At 60.6% G+C, this 16,422-nt stretch carries 15 protein-coding genes; all 15 read right to left on the bottom strand.

Annotated elements, in window-relative coordinates:
• Nucleotide 1 precedes the first annotated feature (1 nt).
• On the bottom strand, nucleotides 2-823 hold the full coding sequence (locus FIU90_RS08800) for a DUF3445 domain-containing protein (protein WP_234029471.1): 822 nt from the start codon (nucleotides 821-823) through the stop codon (nucleotides 2-4).
• Nucleotides 816-2,120: an O-acetylhomoserine aminocarboxypropyltransferase gene (locus tag FIU90_RS08795; RefSeq protein WP_152434403.1), complete on the bottom strand. Its 1,305-nt coding sequence runs from the start codon at nucleotides 2,118-2,120 to the stop codon at nucleotides 816-818. The genes FIU90_RS08800 and FIU90_RS08795 overlap by 8 nt, the downstream gene beginning before the upstream one ends.
• Nucleotides 2,121-2,156: 36 nt before the next feature.
• Nucleotides 2,157-3,167 (bottom strand): biotin synthase BioB, encoded by a 1,011-nt coding sequence (gene bioB, locus FIU90_RS08790; RefSeq protein ID WP_152434402.1) that lies wholly within the window; start codon nucleotides 3,165-3,167, stop codon nucleotides 2,157-2,159.
• A 157-nt stretch (nucleotides 3,168-3,324) separates the two neighbouring features.
• Nucleotides 3,325-5,478: a methylmalonyl-CoA mutase gene (gene scpA / locus FIU90_RS08785; RefSeq protein ID WP_152434401.1), complete on the bottom strand. Its 2,154-nt coding sequence runs from the start codon at nucleotides 5,476-5,478 to the stop codon at nucleotides 3,325-3,327.
• A gap of 46 nt (nucleotides 5,479-5,524) precedes the next feature.
• Nucleotides 5,525-6,310, bottom strand: a complete 786-nt coding sequence (locus FIU90_RS08780; protein ID WP_152434400.1) for an enoyl-CoA hydratase-related protein — start codon at nucleotides 6,308-6,310, stop codon at nucleotides 5,525-5,527.
• Nucleotides 6,311-6,407: 97 nt separating this feature from the next.
• On the bottom strand, nucleotides 6,408-6,857 hold the full coding sequence (gene mce, locus FIU90_RS08775; RefSeq protein WP_152434399.1) for a methylmalonyl-CoA epimerase: 450 nt from the start codon (nucleotides 6,855-6,857) through the stop codon (nucleotides 6,408-6,410).
• Nucleotides 6,854-7,066 (bottom strand): hypothetical protein, encoded by a 213-nt coding sequence (locus FIU90_RS08770; protein WP_152434398.1) that lies wholly within the window; start codon nucleotides 7,064-7,066, stop codon nucleotides 6,854-6,856. Before FIU90_RS08770 ends, mce begins: the two co-directional genes overlap by 4 nt.
• Complete coding sequence (locus tag FIU90_RS08765) at nucleotides 7,063-8,595, bottom strand: acyl-CoA carboxylase subunit beta (RefSeq protein WP_152434397.1); 1,533 nt, start codon at nucleotides 8,593-8,595, stop codon at nucleotides 7,063-7,065. The genes FIU90_RS08770 and FIU90_RS08765 overlap by 4 nt, the downstream gene beginning before the upstream one ends.
• Nucleotides 8,596-8,681: 86 nt before the next feature.
• Complete coding sequence (locus FIU90_RS08760; RefSeq protein WP_152434396.1) at nucleotides 8,682-9,404, bottom strand: SDR family oxidoreductase; 723 nt, start codon at nucleotides 9,402-9,404, stop codon at nucleotides 8,682-8,684.
• Complete coding sequence (locus tag FIU90_RS08755) at nucleotides 9,404-10,423, bottom strand: NAD-dependent epimerase/dehydratase family protein (RefSeq protein ID WP_152434395.1); 1,020 nt, start codon at nucleotides 10,421-10,423, stop codon at nucleotides 9,404-9,406. Before FIU90_RS08755 ends, FIU90_RS08760 begins: the two co-directional genes overlap by 1 nt.
• 39 nt (nucleotides 10,424-10,462) lie before the next feature.
• A complete protein-coding gene (gorA, locus tag FIU90_RS08750) occupies nucleotides 10,463-11,818 on the bottom strand; it encodes a glutathione-disulfide reductase (protein WP_152434394.1) in 1,356 nt (451 codons plus the stop codon).
• Between the two features lie 136 nt (nucleotides 11,819-11,954).
• Complete coding sequence (locus FIU90_RS08745; RefSeq protein WP_152434393.1) at nucleotides 11,955-13,385, bottom strand: DEAD/DEAH box helicase; 1,431 nt, start codon at nucleotides 13,383-13,385, stop codon at nucleotides 11,955-11,957.
• A 341-nt stretch (nucleotides 13,386-13,726) separates the two neighbouring features.
• A complete protein-coding gene (locus tag FIU90_RS08740) occupies nucleotides 13,727-14,068 on the bottom strand; it encodes a hypothetical protein (protein ID WP_152434392.1) in 342 nt (113 codons plus the stop codon).
• A gap of 190 nt (nucleotides 14,069-14,258) precedes the next feature.
• Nucleotides 14,259-14,651: a hypothetical protein gene (locus FIU90_RS08735; protein ID WP_152434391.1), complete on the bottom strand. Its 393-nt coding sequence runs from the start codon at nucleotides 14,649-14,651 to the stop codon at nucleotides 14,259-14,261.
• Between the two features lie 212 nt (nucleotides 14,652-14,863).
• Nucleotides 14,864-16,399, bottom strand: a complete 1,536-nt coding sequence (pgi, locus tag FIU90_RS08730) for a glucose-6-phosphate isomerase (protein ID WP_152434390.1) — start codon at nucleotides 16,397-16,399, stop codon at nucleotides 14,864-14,866.
• Nucleotides 16,400-16,422: the final 23 nt, after the last annotated feature.

Below are 16,422 nucleotides of genomic sequence, written 5' to 3'. Positions count from 1 at the left end.
TTCAGCCCTGCTTCTCGTCTCTCTTGTCGTTCGCATAGCGGATTAGAGCCTCGGCGTAAGCCCCTATGCCGCGCCTCGCACCTTCACCTTTGAGCAACGTCTGCACTGCCGAGGCAAGCCGCTCGATATTGTCACGGGCGAGCCGTCCCGGCGGTTCGACATAAATCCCGATCGTGAAAAGGATCGCGCCTGTCTCTGGCAAGCGTCGCAGCGTCTGGCGTTCGGAGCGCACGAACAGGGTTTCGCCCGCATTCTCGGCGGTTACGTGAGCAAATTGGGCTTGCGGTTCGCCCTGTGCGAGCCAGCGACGCTCGCCGGTGGACGCGATGAACCAGTTGCAGCGGCCATAGATCGCGCCGGGTTTGAGCGTTTCCATGAAGCGATCGACCCCGGTTGCAAGCTGCTCCTCGTAGCCTGCGATGGGCGCGTGGAGCGCACGCAGCGGTAGGCCGATCTTGTCCCTTGGATACCAGTCTGAGGGCCACGCGACCGCCGCGCCGATGAGGCGGTATTGGTCGTCGCCCTCGCGTTTGGTCAGCAGGCACATATCCTCGTGCCGTGAGAGTGCCGCTTCGGGGAGCGCGCCGTTTACTCCAATCATCGCAGCGAGTTCGCGTCCCGGCGCTTCTGCTTCGGGCGTGAGCTGGATGCCCTCGGGCCACTCCGCAAAGCCAGCACGCCGGGCTTCGAGATCGGGATCGGGCTGGAGCCACTCGCCTTCGGAAAGCCGCACCAGTCCCATCCGAAGCTGCCCTCCCCCACGGGCCTTCGGGAGCAGCTCGTCGACCGAAAAGCCAAGCGCGGGAGCGGTGCGTTCAGCCAATCGTGGCGAGGGCTTGTTCAAGGTCCGCCTTGATGTCTTCGATGTGTTCGATACCCACCGACACCCGGACGACATCGGGCCCGGCACCTGCTGCCAGCAATTCATCTTCGGAAAGTTGGCTGTGCGTGGTCGATGCCGGGTGAATGATCAGAGAGCGCGTATCGCCGATATTAGCCAAGTGGCTAAACAGCTTTACGTTTGAGACAAGCTTTACTCCCGCTTCGTAACCGCCCTTTAGGCCGAATGTGAACACCGCCCCGCCCCTACCGCCGAGATACTTCCTGGCGAGCGGGTTGTAGGGGTCGTCCGGCAGCCCGGCATAGCTGACCCACGCGACCTCCTCCTGCTCTCTGAGCCATTCGGCAAGCGCCTGCGCGTTGGCGCAGTGACGCTCCATCCGAAGCTGCAGTGTTTCCATGCCAGTCAGCGCAAGAAACGCGTTCATCGGCGCCATCGCCGGACCCAGATCGCGAAGCCCCAGTACCCGGCAACCGATAATGAATGCTATCGGTCCGACCGGCTCCAATGCATCGACCAGCACCGCGCCATGATAGGAGCCATTCGGCTTCGTCAGCGAGGGGAACTTATCGCCTTGCGCCTTCCAGTCGAACTTGCCGCTGTCGACGATCACGCCGCCGATGGAATTGCCGTGGCCGTTGAGAAACTTGGTGGTCGAATGCACCACGATATCCGCGCCGAAATCGAACGGCCGGCACAGCGCCGGGCTGGCCATCGTATTATCGACGATCAGAGGCACTCCGCCCGCATGCGCGATATCGGCGATAGCGGTGATGTCGCTCACCACACCGCCGGGATTGGCGAGGCTCTCGATGAAGACGCAGCGCGTCTTGTCATCCATCGCCGCACGGACATTCTCGACTTCGTCTGTGTCGACGAAACGGGTTTCCCAGCCGAACTTCCTGAACGCCTCACCGAGCTGGTTGAGCGAACCGCCATAGAGTTTTTTCGCGGCAACTATGTTGCAGCCCGGCTCCATCAGCGTGTGAAACGCGATCAACTGAGCGGCATGGCCCGAGGCGACGCCCAGTGCGCCCACGCCACCCTCAAGCGCTGCGACCTTCTTTTCAAGCGCATCGTTGGTGGGGTTCATAATGCGCGAATAGATGTTCCCGAATTCGGCGAGCGAGAACAGGTTCGCTGCATGCTCTGGACTGTCGAAAACATAGGACGACGTCTGGTAGATCGGCGTGATCCGCGCATTGGTGGCCGGGTCCGGCTGAGTGCCGGCGTGGACAGAAAGCGTTTCGGGGCGGGTGCCTTCGGGTAGATCGGTCATGCTTTCTCCGTTTGGACGGAAGGGAAGATACGGCGACTATTGGACGAGTTCGCTGGCTTTGGAGGCACGAAGCGGTTCTTTCTCTTTCAAGGGCACCATACCCAATTTCGAGAATAGTGCCGCATCGCTGTCATCGCCTGCATTGGGGGCGGTCAGCAGCTTGTCGCCGGTGAAGATCGAATTCGCTCCAGCAAGAAAGCACAGCGCCTGCGTCGCCTCGGACATGTTTTCACGTCCCGCAGACAGCCGCACCATGCTCATTGGCATTGTGATACGCGCCACAGCAACAGTGCGAACAAACTCGATATCGTCGATCTTGGCCATCGGCGTGTCGGCGAGCATGTCGCCCAACACGGTACCCTTCACCGGCACCAGAGCGTTTACCGGCACGCTTTCGGGATGCTGTTCGAGCGTTGCGAGCGTACGGATAAACCCCACGCGGTCTTCGCGCGTCTCGCCCATGCCGACAATCCCGCCCGAACAAACATTGATCCCGGAATTACGGACGTTCTCAAGAGTATCGAGACGGCACTGGAAATCGCGCGTCGAAATCACTCGCTCGTAATATTCTGGCGAGCTGTCGATGTTGTGGTTGTAATAGTCGAGCCCCGCTTCGGCGAGCATCTCGGCCTGCTCGGGCGTCAGCATGCCGAGCGTCATGCAGGTCTCGAGCCCCATTTCGGATACGCCCTTCACTATCTCGACGATCTTGGGCATGTCCCGGTCCTTGGGATTGCGCCACGCGGCTCCCATGCAGAAACGCTGGCTGCCGGCATCCTTGGCCTGCGCGGCGCGCTGCAACACGGCCTGTACATCCATCAGCTTGGTCGCCTCGACCCCGCTATCGGCCTGGACGCTTTGCGAGCAATAGCCGCAATCTTCGGGGCACCCGCCGGTCTTGATCGAAAGCAAGGTGCAGAGCTGGATTTGCTCCGGCGGGTGGTACTCGCGATGGATTTCGGCTGCGCGGAAGAGAAGTTCGGTAAAAGGGAGATCGAACAGGTCCGCGATTTCCTCGCGGGTCCAGTCGGTGCGGATTTGGGTCATTGAGAACTTTCTGATTTTATTGGTCCGGTTTGCGGACTTTCGATATTCTCATTGCGATAGCCCGGACAATCGCACCCTTTGCAGGTGCAATACACCTCCGGTTCGGTCCCGCCATGATGATAGCCGATGGGATGACCGCAATTCATGCAATCGCCGCTCACTCCGCTGCCTCTTCGAGCCCTTCGCCCAGCGGCGGCATGTTGTGGCCGAGCAGCGTCAGGATATCCGCCGCGCATTCCACAACGTTTGAGCCCGGGCCGTAAATGCCCTGCACCCCTGCCTCGCGCAGGAAATCGTAATCCTGCGGGGGGATCACGCCGCCCGCCGTCACCTTGATGTCGGCGCGGCCCGCTTCCTTGAGCAACCGGATGAGTTCGGGGATCAGCGTCTTGTGGCCCGCCGCAAGCGAGCTTGCGCCGATCACGTCGACATCGTGCTCCAGCGCCATGTCGCGGGTTTCTTCCGGCGTCTGGAACAGCGGCCCCGAAATCACCTCGAAACCCATGTCGGTAAAGGCGCTGGCGATCACGTTCGCGCCGCGATCGTGGCCGTCCTGGCCCATCTTCGCGACCATGATGCGCGGCTTGCGGCCCCGCCTGCGCTCCACCGCCTCGACACCCTCGGTCACCTGCTGCCAGCGCCGATCGAATTCGTAAGCGGTCTTGTACACCCCCGTCACAGGTTTTGGCGTCGTATCATGGCGGCCGAAAACCTTTTCCATCGCCATCGATATCTCGCCGAGGGTCGCATCGGCGCGCGCCGCCTCCACCGCGAGTTCGAGCGTGTTGCCGCCCGAACGGCACGCTTCGGTAAGCGCCTCGAGCGCCTTCTGGCAGGCCGCCTCGTCGCGCTCGGCGCGCACGCGCTCTATGCGGGCGATCTGCGCCTTGCGCACCGCGGCATTATCGATGTCGAGCGTCTCGATCGGGTCTTCTTCGTCCTTGCGATACTTGTTGACGCCGACGATCACCGTTTCACCGCGATCGACCTTGGCCTGCTTTTCCGCCGCGGCGCGTTCGATCGCGGCCTTGGGCGCTCCGGTTGCGACATAGGCGGTCATGCCGCCTGCCTCATCCACTTCGGCGATGAGCCTTTCGGCTTCCTCGACGAGTCTTGCGGTCAGCGCCTCGATGTAATGCGAGCCGCCGAGCGGATCGACGACATTGGTGATCCCGGTTTCCTCTTGCAGCACGAGCTGCGTGTTGCGCGCGATGCGGGCCGAAAAGTCGGTCGGCAGCGCAATCGCCTCGTCGAGAGCATTGGTGTGCAAACTCTGCGTGCCGCCAAGCACCGCGGACATTGCCTCGATCGTGGTCCGGATCACGTTGTTGTAGGGATCCTGCTCCTGCAGGCTCACGCCGCTTGTCTGGCAGTGGGTGCGCAGCATCTTCGAGCGGTCCTTTTGCGCGCCCAGGCCATCCATCACGCGGTACCAGAGCGTGCGCGCGGCGCGCAGTTTGGCGATCTCCATGAAGAAGTTCATGCCGATGCCGAAGAAGAACGAAAGGCGGCCCGCAAAGGCATCGATATCGAGCCCGGTGGCCATCGCCCGTTTCACATATTCCTTGCCGTCGGCAATGGTGAAGGCGAGCTCCTGAACGGCGGTCGCCCCGGCCTCGTGCATGTGATAGCCCGATATCGAAATACTGTTGAATTTCGGCATGTTGGCCGAGGTGTATGCGATGATGTCCGAAACGATCCGCATCGATGGTTCGGGCGGGTAGATGTAGGTGTTGCGGACCATGAACTCCTTGAGGATGTCGTTCTGGATCGTGCCCGATAGCTTGTCTTGGCTCACGCCCTGCCGCTCGGCCGCGACGATATAGAACGCCATCACCGGGATCACCGCGCCGTTCATCGTCATCGAGACGGACATTTCGTCGAGCGGGATCTGGTCAAAGAGAATTTCCATGTCGCGCACGGTATCGATCGCGACGCCTGCCTTGCCGACATCACCGACCACGCGCGGGTGATCGGAATCGTAGCCGCGATGGGTCGCAAGATCGAATGCGACTGAAAGCCCCTTCTGGCCCGCCGCAAGGTTGCGACGGTAAAAGGCGTTCGATTCCTCGGCGGTGGAAAAGCCCGCATACTGCCGGATCGTCCACGGACGGCCGGCATACATGCTCGCCTTTACCCCGCGCGTAAACGGCGGGAAACCGGGTAGCCCCGGATCGAAATACTCGTGGTCCGCATCAGTGTAGAGCGGCTTGATGTCGAAGCCCTCGGGCGTCGACCACGTGAGGTCGCGCCCTCTGGATTCCTTTTCGGCGAGGGCTTTCCAGTCTTCGGGGGTTGGCTTGTTGGTCATGGGGGCCTCTAATCACACAATAGCATGAGCGGAAAGAGGCTGCGTCTCACGCGCCCCTGAATTCCGCCTTGCGCTTTTCGAGGAAAGCCCGTCCGCCTTCCTTCGCATCCGCCGTCGCTCCGGCAAGCTGCTGGCCCTCGGCTTCGGCCAGCATTACCTGCTGAAGCGAACCGTCGAGCGCGATTGCAAGATTGCGCTTCATCTGGGCGTAGGCGACCGTCGGGCCGTTCGCCAGCTTGGCTGCGAGAGCCCTTGCCTCATCCATCAACAGCTCGTCATCGACGCATTTGTAGATGAGGCCCCATTCCTCGGCCTGTTCGGCGGCGATTTTCTCACCCAGCATCATCATGCGGGTCGCGCGGGCGCGACCGATTGCGCGGGCGAGTAGCCAGGTCGAGCCGCCGTCGGGCACAAGACCGATATTGACGAAGGCTTGCAGGAAATAGGCGCTGCGACCGGCAATGGTGAAATCGGCCGCCAGGGCGAGCGAGCAGCCGACGCCTGCCGCCGGACCATTAACCGCGCAGATCACGGGCACGTCGGCACGGATGAGCTGACTGATCGCCGGGTTGTAATGGTTCGAGAGCGCTTCGTGGCTACCGCCCTTGCCCGTGAGCGGATTGTCAGAGCTGCGCGCCGACAAATCCGCGCCCGAGCAGAAACCCTTGCCCTCGCCCGTGATGAGCACCGCTCGGCTGTCTCCGAGATCGTAGAACACCTGCCCGATCTCATTCGCCATTTGTGGGGGCATGGCGTTGAGGCGCTCGGGCCGGTTGAGGGTGATCGTGGTCAGCGGACCGTCGCGGTCGACGCGGATGGTTTCGTAGGACATGAGCTCTCCCAAAAGCATTGATGCGCGTTTCTTTTCGCAACCGTCTTTGAAGCGGATATGCGCGGCTGGCAACCTGCGAAAAAGGGCAACTTCAGCGTCAGTTTGACCAGTGCGCGTCGTCTTTCGGCGTTTCCATGATCTCGGTCAGCATGCCTTGCATGTCCTTGGGGTGGACGAAGAAGATCGGCGTGCCGTGGGCACCGATCCGCGTGGGGCCGAGGATGCGCTTGCCCATCTCATCGAATTCCTTGCGCGCATCCTCGATATCGGGGACTTCGAAACAGACATGATGCTGTCCGCCCAAGGGGTTCTTGTCGAGGAAATTGGCCAGCGGGCTGTCTGGACCCAGCGGCTCGATAAGCTCAATCTGCGTGCCGTTGGTCCCATTTTCGCCGGGTGTATCTACAAAGCAAACTTTCACCCCCTGCGCTTCGAGATCGAAGGGTGTGTGGATGTTGGTCGCGCCCATCACATCGCGATAGTGAGCAATCGAGTCTTCGATCGAGGGCGTGGCGACGCCGATATGGTTAAGACGGCCTAGTTTCATCGGATCACCCGGATTTCAAATGTTGCAAAAGCCATGAAGACAAAAAACAGGAAGCATGCAAATGCAAGCCAGGCGAACAGCCTGTAGTCAGCACCACCCGCTTCTCTGCCGCCCTTTTTTTGAGCGACAGAAAGGCTTGCAAAAGCTGTCAACGCCAGCAGCGATACAGCCGCAAATACCGCAAAGATCGATGACCATTCGAAACTCACAAAGGAATGTTATCGTGTTTCTTCCAAGGGTTCTCGAGCTGCTTCGTCCGCAGCTTGCGTAACCCCAGAGCCACGCGCTTGCGGGTCGAGTGCGGGTAGATCACCTCGTCGATATAGCCACGCTGCGCGGCCACGAATGGGTTTGCGAAGCGGTCTTCGTATTCCTTGGTCCGCTCAACGATTTTCTCCGGATCGTCTTTCTCGGAGCGGAAGATGATCTCCACCGCGCCCTTCGCGCCCATCACCGCGATCTCGGCGGTGGGCCAGGCGTAGTTCAAGTCCCCGCGAAGGTGCTTTGACGCCATCACGTCATAGGCGCCGCCATAGGCTTTGCGGGTGATGATCGTGATCTTGGGCACGGTCGCCTCGGCATAGGCGAACAGCAGCTTCGCGCCGTGTTTGATGATGCCGCCCAGTTCCTGGCTCGTTCCGGGAAGGAAGCCGGGCACGTCGACGAAGGTGACGATCGGGATTTCGAACGCGTCGCAGAACCGCACGAAGCGCGCGGCTTTTTTCGACGAGCTGATATCGAGCACGCCCGCAAGCACCATCGGCTGGTTTGCGACCACGCCCACCGTGCGCCCTTCGACTCGGCCGAACCCGCAGATGATGTTTGCCGCATGGGCGGGCTGAATCTCGAAAAAAGAGCCTTCATCCACTGTCTTCCGAATGACCTCGTGCATGTCATACGGCTGGTTTGCATTGTCGGGGATGAGCGTGTCGAGCGAACGTTCTTCGCGGTCCCACGCATCGCCGGTAGGAAGTTCGGGCACATCCTCGCGGTTGGAGAGCGGCAGGTAGTTGAAGAATTCGCGTGTCGCCAGCAGCGTCTCGACGTCGTTCTCGAACGCAACATCGGCAACGCTCGTCTTGGTGGTATGCGTAATCGCGCCGCCCAGTTCCTCCTGCGTCACGACTTCGTTGGTTACGGTTTTCACCACGTCCGGCCCGGTTACGAACATGTAGGACGAATCCTTCACCATGAAGATGAAATCGGTCATCGCCGGCGAATACACCGCCCCGCCCGCGCATGGCCCCATGATGAGGCTGATCTGCGGCACGACGCCGCTCGCGAGCACGTTGCGCTGGAAGACCTCGGCATATCCGCCGAGCGAGGCCACGCCTTCCTGAATGCGTGCGCCGCCGCTGTCATTGAGGCCGATCACCGGAGCGCCGACCTTCATCGCAGTGTCCATCACTTTGCATATCTTTTCCGCATGGCGTTTCGACAGCGAGCCGCCGAAAACGGTGAAGTCCTGGCTGAAGACGTAGACTAGTCGCCCGTTGATCGTGCCCGATCCGGTAACGACGCCATCACCAGGTATCCTTTGGTCGGCCATGCCGAAATCGACGCAGTCGTGCTCTACGAAGCGGTCGAGTTCCTCGAAACTACCTTCGTCCAGCAACACATCGAGCCGCTCGCGCGCTGTCAACTTGCCTTTGGCGTGCTGCGCATCGATGCGCTTTTGTCCGCCACCCATTTCGGCGGCGGCGCGGCGGCGTTCCATTTCGGCGATATTGGCGGACATGCGTCAGGCCCCTGCTGGTTTATCTGTTTGCAGGTGCGTTGCCTCAGCGGCGCCGCAGCGTCAACGTGTCAAAACCACGGTTGCGGCTAGAATCGGATGGTAACGGAACGCGCGAAGGCGGGCGAAATCCCCTCTGCAACCCTCAGCACCTTTGTCATGCCGATGTTGGCCTCCTTGCGATCCTTCTCGATCGCATCGAGTATTGCTGCGGCGCAGTCCTCGACCGGCATCTTCTTCATCGGATTGCCGTCATTCATCTGGGTGTCGACGACTGGCGGGAGCGCCTCGATGACCCGAATGTTCGTATCCTTGAGCTGCTCGCGCAGAGCGAGGGTGTAGAACCGCAGGCCGGCCTTTGTCGCGCAATAGACCGGCTGGCGCGCCGCCGGAGCGATGGCGAGGCCGCTCGTCACATTCACGATCGCTGTTTCGGGCCGCCGCTTGAGCCGTTCGACAAATGCGGTGGTAAGGCGGATCGGAGCTGAAAGGTTCGCGTATACACAGTCGTCGGCAGCATCGGCATCCGGCGTACCCTTGCGAAAGTCGTGATCGACCAGCTGTCCTGCATTGTTAATCAGGACGTCGATTTCGCGCTCTCCCCATTCGGCGATCAGCGTGTCGACTCCCGCTGCGTTGGAAAGATCGGCAGAAATCGCCTCGAAGCCTTCACCCCGCATCGCCGTCAGTCGTTCGGCATTGCGACCGGTGATGACGACGCTCGCCCCCTTGGCCTTGAGCTGGCGCGCCATCTCCCGACCGATTCCATTGGTCCCGCCCGTGAGCAGGATCGTTTTACCTGCAAGATCCATCAGACTTTGACGATCCCTTTGTCGACAAGGCTTCTGAGCGTATCCTCGAGCGTCTGTTCGGGCTCGATAAATTTGAAGCCGAGCACCTCCTCGGTATGCTTGCCCGATACATCGCGGACATTTCCGAGTTCGGACTTCACCTGTTTCATCGCCGGTACGAAGGGTGCAAGCAGTTTCACCACCCAATCGGGCATTTTCCGGGTCGCGACCTTGCCAGCCAGTTCGGGCGCGCGCTTGCGCAGCGCATCTGCCATTTCGCTCATCCACATGAACCGTGTGGCGGTCGGGAAGCGCTCGCCTCTGACCACATCGTCCGGCGCTTCGAGTGCCATCACATGCGTTTTCACCACGTCGCGAATGTCGGTCACCGAAATGCCCATGTTCGGCATCGCCGGTATCGAGCCGTCGCACATCTGTTTGACCATTTCGATCGAGGTCGAGAGGTCGTCATTCTCGACCGGGCCGAACACGGCGACCGGATTGACCGAACAGAACACCATATCAGGCGCATTCTCGGCGACCCAGTCGCGCGCCGCACGCTCCGCGACGGTCTTGGACTCGATGTAGGGAGGCACGTCCGCATCGAGATTGGTCCAGTCGGTGTGATCGAAGTGATCCTTTTCCGGATGGCCGTAGGCAATCGCGGCGGCAGAACTGGTCTGTACGAAGCGCCCGATTCCCGCATTCTTTGCGAATCTCAGGGCGCGCAATGTGCCCTCGCGAGCGGGAACAACCAGATCGTCCTTATGCTTTGGCACGGCGAGCGGAAACGGTGAGGCGACGTGGGCGACCGCATCGCACCCTGCAACCGCCTCTGCCCAACCGGCATCGTCCATCAGATCGGCCTGGAAAACCTTGAGGCGCTCACCGGCATCGGGCCAGCGGACGCGCAGACGCGGTTCGCTCCTGGCCTTGTCGCGGACGGTCGTGTGCACCGTCTTTCCCATGGCGAGCAACTGGTCGACCAGCTCGCCGCCGATATAGCCCGTCCCGCCCGTAACAAGGATTGTCTCTGCCATTGTCGCCTCCCCACTAGCGCAAGGGGCGAGACTAACGCTCTAGCGCATCAGCACAAGCTCTTCGGCCACGGTCGGGTGAATTGCAACGGTTGCGTCGAAGTCGGCCTTGTTCATCTTGGCCTTCACTGCAACAGCCGCGGCCTGCATGATTTCGGGCGCGTAGGGCCCGATCATATGAATGCCGAGGATTTGTCCGTTCGCTCCGTCGCAGATCATCTTGATCAGGCTGCGCTCGTTACGGCCGGCGACCACGTTTTTCATCGGGCGGAAATCCGAGGTGTAGGTCTTTACCTGACCATACTGTTCCTTCGCTTCGCGCTCGTTAAGCCCAACCGAAGCGATCGGCGGGTGGCTGAACACGGCGCTCGGCACGCAGGTGTGATCGACGCTGTAGGGTTCGACGTCACCGAAAATGCTGTCTGCGAAAGCCTGACCTTCGCGGATTGCAACGGGCGTAAGCTGCACCCGGTCGGTCACGTCGCCAACCGCATAGATGTAGTCGACGCTCGACTTCGAGAATTCGTCGACCTTGATTTCGCCCTTGTCGCCCATTTTGACACCGACATTCTCGAGGCCCAGCCCTTCGGTATTGGGCTTACGTCCCGTGGCGACCATGACCTTGTCGAAACTGCGTTCCTCAAGGCCGGTCATCTTTACCGAGTACGTGCCGTCTTCCTTCTTTGTCACCTTTTCGATTTCGGCGTGAAACAGGAATTCGATTCCCTTGGTCATCGAAATCTGCATCAGACGGTCGCGCAGAGAAAAATCGTAGCCGCGCAGGATCACGTCCGAGCGGTTGGCGATAACGACCTTCGAACCGAATTCGTTGAAGATGCCCGCGAATTCGTTCGCAATGTAGCCCCCGCCGGTGATGAGGATGCAGCCCGGCACCTCATCGAGATGGAACGCCTCGTTCGAAGTGATGACGTGCTCGCTCCCTTCGAAATCGGGCACATGCGGCGTCGCGCCGGTCGCGATCAGGATGTATTTCGCGGTGACGACCTTGCCGCTCGCCAGCGTGATTTCATGGTCGCCGGTGATCTCGGCGCGCTCGTGAAACAGCGTGACGTCATGCTTCTCCAGCGTTTCTGTGTAGACACCCTCGATCCGAGATACGTCTCTGAAAACGTTGTCTCGCAAGGTCTTCCAATCGAATTTCTTGCCTTCAATGGTCCAGCCGAACGCCTGGCAGTCCTCGAGGTCTTCCGCGAACTGGGCGCCATAAACGAGCATCTTCTTGGGCACGCAGCCGCGGATCACGCATGTGCCGCCGACCCGATGCTCCTCCGCCGCTGCAACGCGAGCGCCATGCGCTGCGGCAACCCGGCTTGCGCGCGTGCCGCCCGATCCGATCCCGATGGTGAAAAGGTCGTAGTCGTATTCTGTCTCGCTCATCGGGATCCTCCGTCGGTCTTGGGCGCGCGATATGGCCTGCACAGCGCATTCGCAAGTTTGCGCTGAGAGGTTACCCCGGCCACCGCGTCAATCCGCGTACGGTGCGAGGCTTATCGGAAAGCCGGCTTGAAGACGGTCAGGCGTGCAAGGAGCGGCGACGCGAGCGATTCCCGCCGCCTGCGCGGCGATTGCCGCCGGGTCGCCCGTCACCGGGCCGGTTCGGCCGGCCTTTACGCGCCTGGTGCTTGTGCTTGGGCTTTCCCGCCGATTTGCGTGCCTGTTGATCGCCCTGCGTTTCGCTGGCGGGCTTTCGTGCTGGCTTCTTACCGCCCAGCAGTTTTGGCCTGATCTTCTTTTTCGAAACCCGTGTGGCACCGCGCGGCGCCGGCTTGGTCGGGCCCACGCCTTCGACCACAGCCCGGAAATTCTCAGGCAAGTCGAGCCGTTCGAGCTCGGCGTCGGTGGTGCGCTGGATATCTTTCAAGTAGGCGCGCTCATCCTCGGCACAAAATGCGATCGCGATGCCATCGCGGCCCGCACGCGCGGTCCGGCCGATGCGGTGGACATATTGTTCAGGAACATTCGGCAACTCGTAGTTCAGCACGTGACTAACGCCCGGAATGTCGATCCCGCGCGCGGCGACGTCGGTGGCGATCAGGACGTTGACCTTGCCACGGCGAAACTGGTCTAGCGCGCGCTGGCGCTGCGGCTGCGATTTGTTGCCGTGGATCGCGTTCGCCTCGATACCCTTCTGGGCCAGCTTCTTCACGACGCGATCGGCACCATGCTTCGTCCGCGTGAAGATGAGCACACGCTCGAATTCACCCGGAACCGGGTGACGGCCTGAAAGGATCAATTCGAGCAGCGCCTGCTTCTCATCCTGCTGGACCATGAAAAGGTACTGATCGATCCTCTCCGCTGTGGTCGCGGCAGGCGTCACGCTGACCTGCACCGGATCGGTGCAATAGCCGCTCACCAGTTCCTTGATCTGCTTGGGCATGGTCGCGCTGAAAAACAGCGTCTGGCGCTCCTTGGGGACGAGCTGGTTGATGCGCCTGAGAGCATGGATAAATCCGAGGTCGAGCATTTGGTCGGCCTCATCGAGCACAAGCACTTCGACGCCTGCTAGATTGAAAGCCTTCTGGTCGATCAGGTCGAGCAAACGGCCCGGCGTCGCGATCAGGATATCGGTGCCGCGGTGCAGCTTGTTCCGGTCCTTGTTGACCGAGGTACCGCCAACAATCACCTGCACCTTGAGGCCTGCCAGCGCGCCGTAGTCCTTGGCGCTCGCAGCGATCTGGGTCGCCAGTTCGCGCGTCGGGGCAAGAACCAGCATGCGGCATGATTTGAACGGGATGCGATTGTCGCTCTCGCGCAGCCGGTCGATACCGGGCAGCATGAAGGCTGCTGTCTTGCCGGTGCCAGTCTGCGCGATACCGAGAAGGTCGCGGCCTTCGAGCACCGGCGGGATCGCCTGTTCCTGGATGGGGGTAGGCGTGTCGTAACCTTTCAGCTCGAGCGCCTGCAGTACGGGCTGCGAAAGCCCGAGATCGGAGAAATGTGTCATGAATACTCGCGTACATGCGAAGCGCGCGCACGTTTTGGCGCGCGGGTCGCGGGGTTTGAAACCGCCCGCGTGAAAAGGGAAGTCTTTAGGAAGTCGGGTGAGACCGGAGCCGGGGCGGGTGATTCAGAGCCGCCGCTTCACGCTGGCAGGCCGGTCTCATTCGCCTCGCCAAATGGGGTAGCCGAAGCCGATTGTCAAAGAAACAATTCTCAAGGCGTTGATCACACAAGAGCCTGTGCGTGTTTGCATGCTGAGGAGACAGACTTCAAATGGGCTTCAAATGCGCTTCGGACTGGCTCAGACAGACGTAATTAATCGCGCGTAGCCAATGACCCATGCCCTCAGCTTTCTGGAGCGATCCCGGTACGCATGTTGATCGCACTTGAATACTGGCCGATTGTCGGGTTCCCCTGAGCATCGCGAGCCGGTTCAAATTTCATGTACTTCAGCAACGGGCGGCAGATCGCAACCCTTGTCGCCTTGCGACGGAGTTTGGGAGTAAGCGCGCACTCTGTCGGCTTGCCATCGGCATCGACGGTGAGCGTGTAGTTGATCATCCTGCTCAGCATTCTCTGACGGTAAACCGCGACAGCAAGCGCCTCTCCACCCTTAAACTCGACAAGAACCGGATCGCGCGGAACTTCGGATGACCCTTCGGATCTGGCGGTTGCTTGAACAGTCAAGCTTGCGGCAGCAACCGCGAGCACAGCGTAACCCAAATTTATCATTGATTTCCTGCCGATATCGTTGCGTGGCGTGCCAACCATGCAGATTTTCGACCCACACGCAATGGTACGGCAGCCACCAGCGGAATGATGGAGGCGAACTTCAAACGCCAGGCTTGGAAATCACACGTGTGATAGTGTCGAGAACTTAATTCTGTTCGCGCAAGTCCACATAGGAAAGACTGTTGGTATAGCTGCCTGCCACCGGTGCATCCGATGCGTCCCGCGCAGGCTCGAACGTGTGCGATTTCATCAGGACGCTGCACAGCTTCTTGTTAACGTACGCCCGGCGGAATCCCTCTGTCAGCTCGCAATCGGTCGGCTTGCCCTCAGCATCGACCGAAAGCTTGTAGGCAAGATGAGAACGCCAGACGCGCAGGCGCGAGGACGTTTTCAGCACTTCCCATCCACCGTCGAACTCCACGAGCTTCACAGGGGTCGCTTCGCTTGCCGGAGCAATCTCGGCAGCATCGTTCGCAATCGCCGCCGGGGCGAAAATCAATGCAGCAGCAGCGGCGGTGAGCGAAGCAATGCGAACCATAGGACGTCCTCGTGATGGGTTAACGATTTGTTTGAAGTCGACGTGACATGACGCAAAACGCGCCCAAGTGCAATTTTATCCCGGGCCAAAATGCTGCAACGCATCATAGCGCTGAACAAGCCTTCTGACACACAATAAAATTACATTTGTGTCGAATAATACTCCAGAGAATTGGAATATCGTTCAGGAGGTTGGACAGAGAATCGCCGCGCTCAGCGCAGCCCCGCCGCTTCCATGAGTGCGTTTGTAGACGGGTCAAACTGACCTTCGCCTGAACCAAGTTGCTTTGCGATTTCCTTGCCGAGTTCGACGCCGAACTGATCGAAGGGATTGATCCCCATAAGAACCGCGTTGGCAAAGGTCCGATGCTCATGGAACGCGATCAGCGCCCCGAGCATCGCTGCATCGAGATCGTCGACAAGGATCATCGCGGACGGCCGGTCACCGGGATAATTGCGGGCAGGATCATGGGATTTCCGACCCGACATAAGCGCGGCCCCTTGCGCGAAACAATTCATCAACAGCGCCTTGTGATGCGCCGGATCGAGATCGTCGCCCGGCGCAATGCTGGCGATGAAATCGACCGGTACGAGGTGCGTGCCCTGATGGAGCAGCTGGAAAACGGCATGCTGCGCATCGGTCCCCACCCCGCCCCAGGTTATCGGCGCGGTCGGGCCGTCCACGGGTTTGCCATCGGCCGTAACGCTCTTGCCATTCGATTCCATTTCGAGCTGCTGGAGATAATCGGGCAGCAGCGCGAGCCGCTCGTCATAGGCGAATACCGCGCGGGTCTGGCAGCCGCGCAGTCTCGAATAATACTGGTCGGCAAAGGCCGCGAGCAACGGACCGTTCGTCCGACCTTCTGTCTGCCTGAAATGCGTGTCGATCGCTTGCGCTCCGGCGAGCATCGCGCGAAAATCGTCCATTCCCACGGCAAGCGCGACCGGAAATCCGATGCTCGACCACAGCGAGTACCGCCCACCCACGCTTTCGGGGAATGGCAGGATACGGGTTTCGTCGACACCCCATTCGACCGCGCGTTCAGGGTTGGCGGTAAGCGCCACCACACGGCCACTCGGATCGGAAACGCCGTTCTCCTCAAGCCATTTGAGCGCGCTTGCGGCGTTGGTCATCGTCTCGGTCGTGGTGAACGTTTTTGATGCGACCGCAATCAGTGTCGCCGCCGGATCGCAGGCCGCGAATGCCTGCTCAAGCGCCAGCCCGTCGATGTTGGACACCACATGGACATCGACCAGCTTGAGGTCGCGAGTTAGCGCATCCACTGCGAGATCCGGTCCCAGGGCCGAACCGCCAATGCCGATATGGATGAGATGCTTGACCTCGCCCAGAGCGCCTTGATGGATCGCTTCGACCAGCATTCCCATGCGTGCGAGCAGAGCCTCGGCCTCTTCCACATCCGCCTCGGTCCCGCTGCCGCGCATCGCCCCGTGCGTTGCAGGGCGCCCCTCGGTCGGGTTGACGATCCCGCCTGCGAACAGCGCCTCGCGCGCCTCGGCAAATCCGGCTGCGTCTGCCAATGCTTCGAAACCATCGAGCAACCCGTCGTCGAGATGGGTTTTCGACCAGTCGAGCAGCATCCCGTTGGTTCCGTCACCCGGCACCTCGAACTCGATGCGCTGGCTGAGTTTCTCGACACGATCCGCATCCGCGGCAAACAGATCGCCTAGCGTCCTGGTCTCAATTGCCTGAAGGCGCTCCCATACGGCGGATGTGTCGGATGAAGTCATTTAAGCAAACCCCTTTGCGCGTG

Source organism: Erythrobacter sp. THAF29 (assembly GCF_009363635.1).
In the GTDB taxonomy this organism is placed as follows: Bacteria; Pseudomonadota; Alphaproteobacteria; order Sphingomonadales; family Sphingomonadaceae; genus Erythrobacter.
Note: the sequence above shows the minus strand (reverse complement) of the source record. Positions and strands in the feature narration are given on the sequence as shown.

Excerpts from the sequence above, each read along its gene's own strand:
- pgi (WP_152434390.1), bottom strand. The coding sequence starts at position 16,399 with ATGACTTCATCCGACACATCCGCCGTATGGGAGCGCCTTCAGGCAATT.
- FIU90_RS08735 (WP_152434391.1), bottom strand. The coding sequence starts at position 14,651 with ATGGTTCGCATTGCTTCGCTCACCGCCGCTGCTGCTGCATTGATTTTC.
- scpA (WP_152434401.1), bottom strand. The coding sequence starts at position 5,478 with ATGACCAACAAGCCAACCCCCGAAGACTGGAAAGCCCTCGCCGAAAAG.
- FIU90_RS08795 (WP_152434403.1), bottom strand. The coding sequence starts at position 2,120 with ATGACCGATCTACCCGAAGGCACCCGCCCCGAAACGCTTTCTGTCCAC.
- FIU90_RS08755 (WP_152434395.1), bottom strand. The coding sequence starts at position 10,423 with ATGGCAGAGACAATCCTTGTTACGGGCGGGACGGGCTATATCGGCGGC.
- bioB (WP_152434402.1), bottom strand. The coding sequence starts at position 3,167 with ATGACCCAAATCCGCACCGACTGGACCCGCGAGGAAATCGCGGACCTG.
- mce (WP_152434399.1), bottom strand. The coding sequence starts at position 6,857 with ATGAAACTAGGCCGTCTTAACCATATCGGCGTCGCCACGCCCTCGATC.
- FIU90_RS08745 (WP_152434393.1), bottom strand. The coding sequence starts at position 13,385 with ATGACACATTTCTCCGATCTCGGGCTTTCGCAGCCCGTACTGCAGGCG.
- FIU90_RS08765 (WP_152434397.1), bottom strand. The coding sequence starts at position 8,595 with ATGTCCGCCAATATCGCCGAAATGGAACGCCGCCGCGCCGCCGCCGAA.
- gorA (WP_152434394.1), bottom strand. The coding sequence starts at position 11,818 with ATGAGCGAGACAGAATACGACTACGACCTTTTCACCATCGGGATCGGA.
- FIU90_RS08780 (WP_152434400.1), bottom strand. The coding sequence starts at position 6,310 with ATGTCCTACGAAACCATCCGCGTCGACCGCGACGGTCCGCTGACCACG.
- FIU90_RS08760 (WP_152434396.1), bottom strand. The coding sequence starts at position 9,404 with ATGGATCTTGCAGGTAAAACGATCCTGCTCACGGGCGGGACCAATGGA.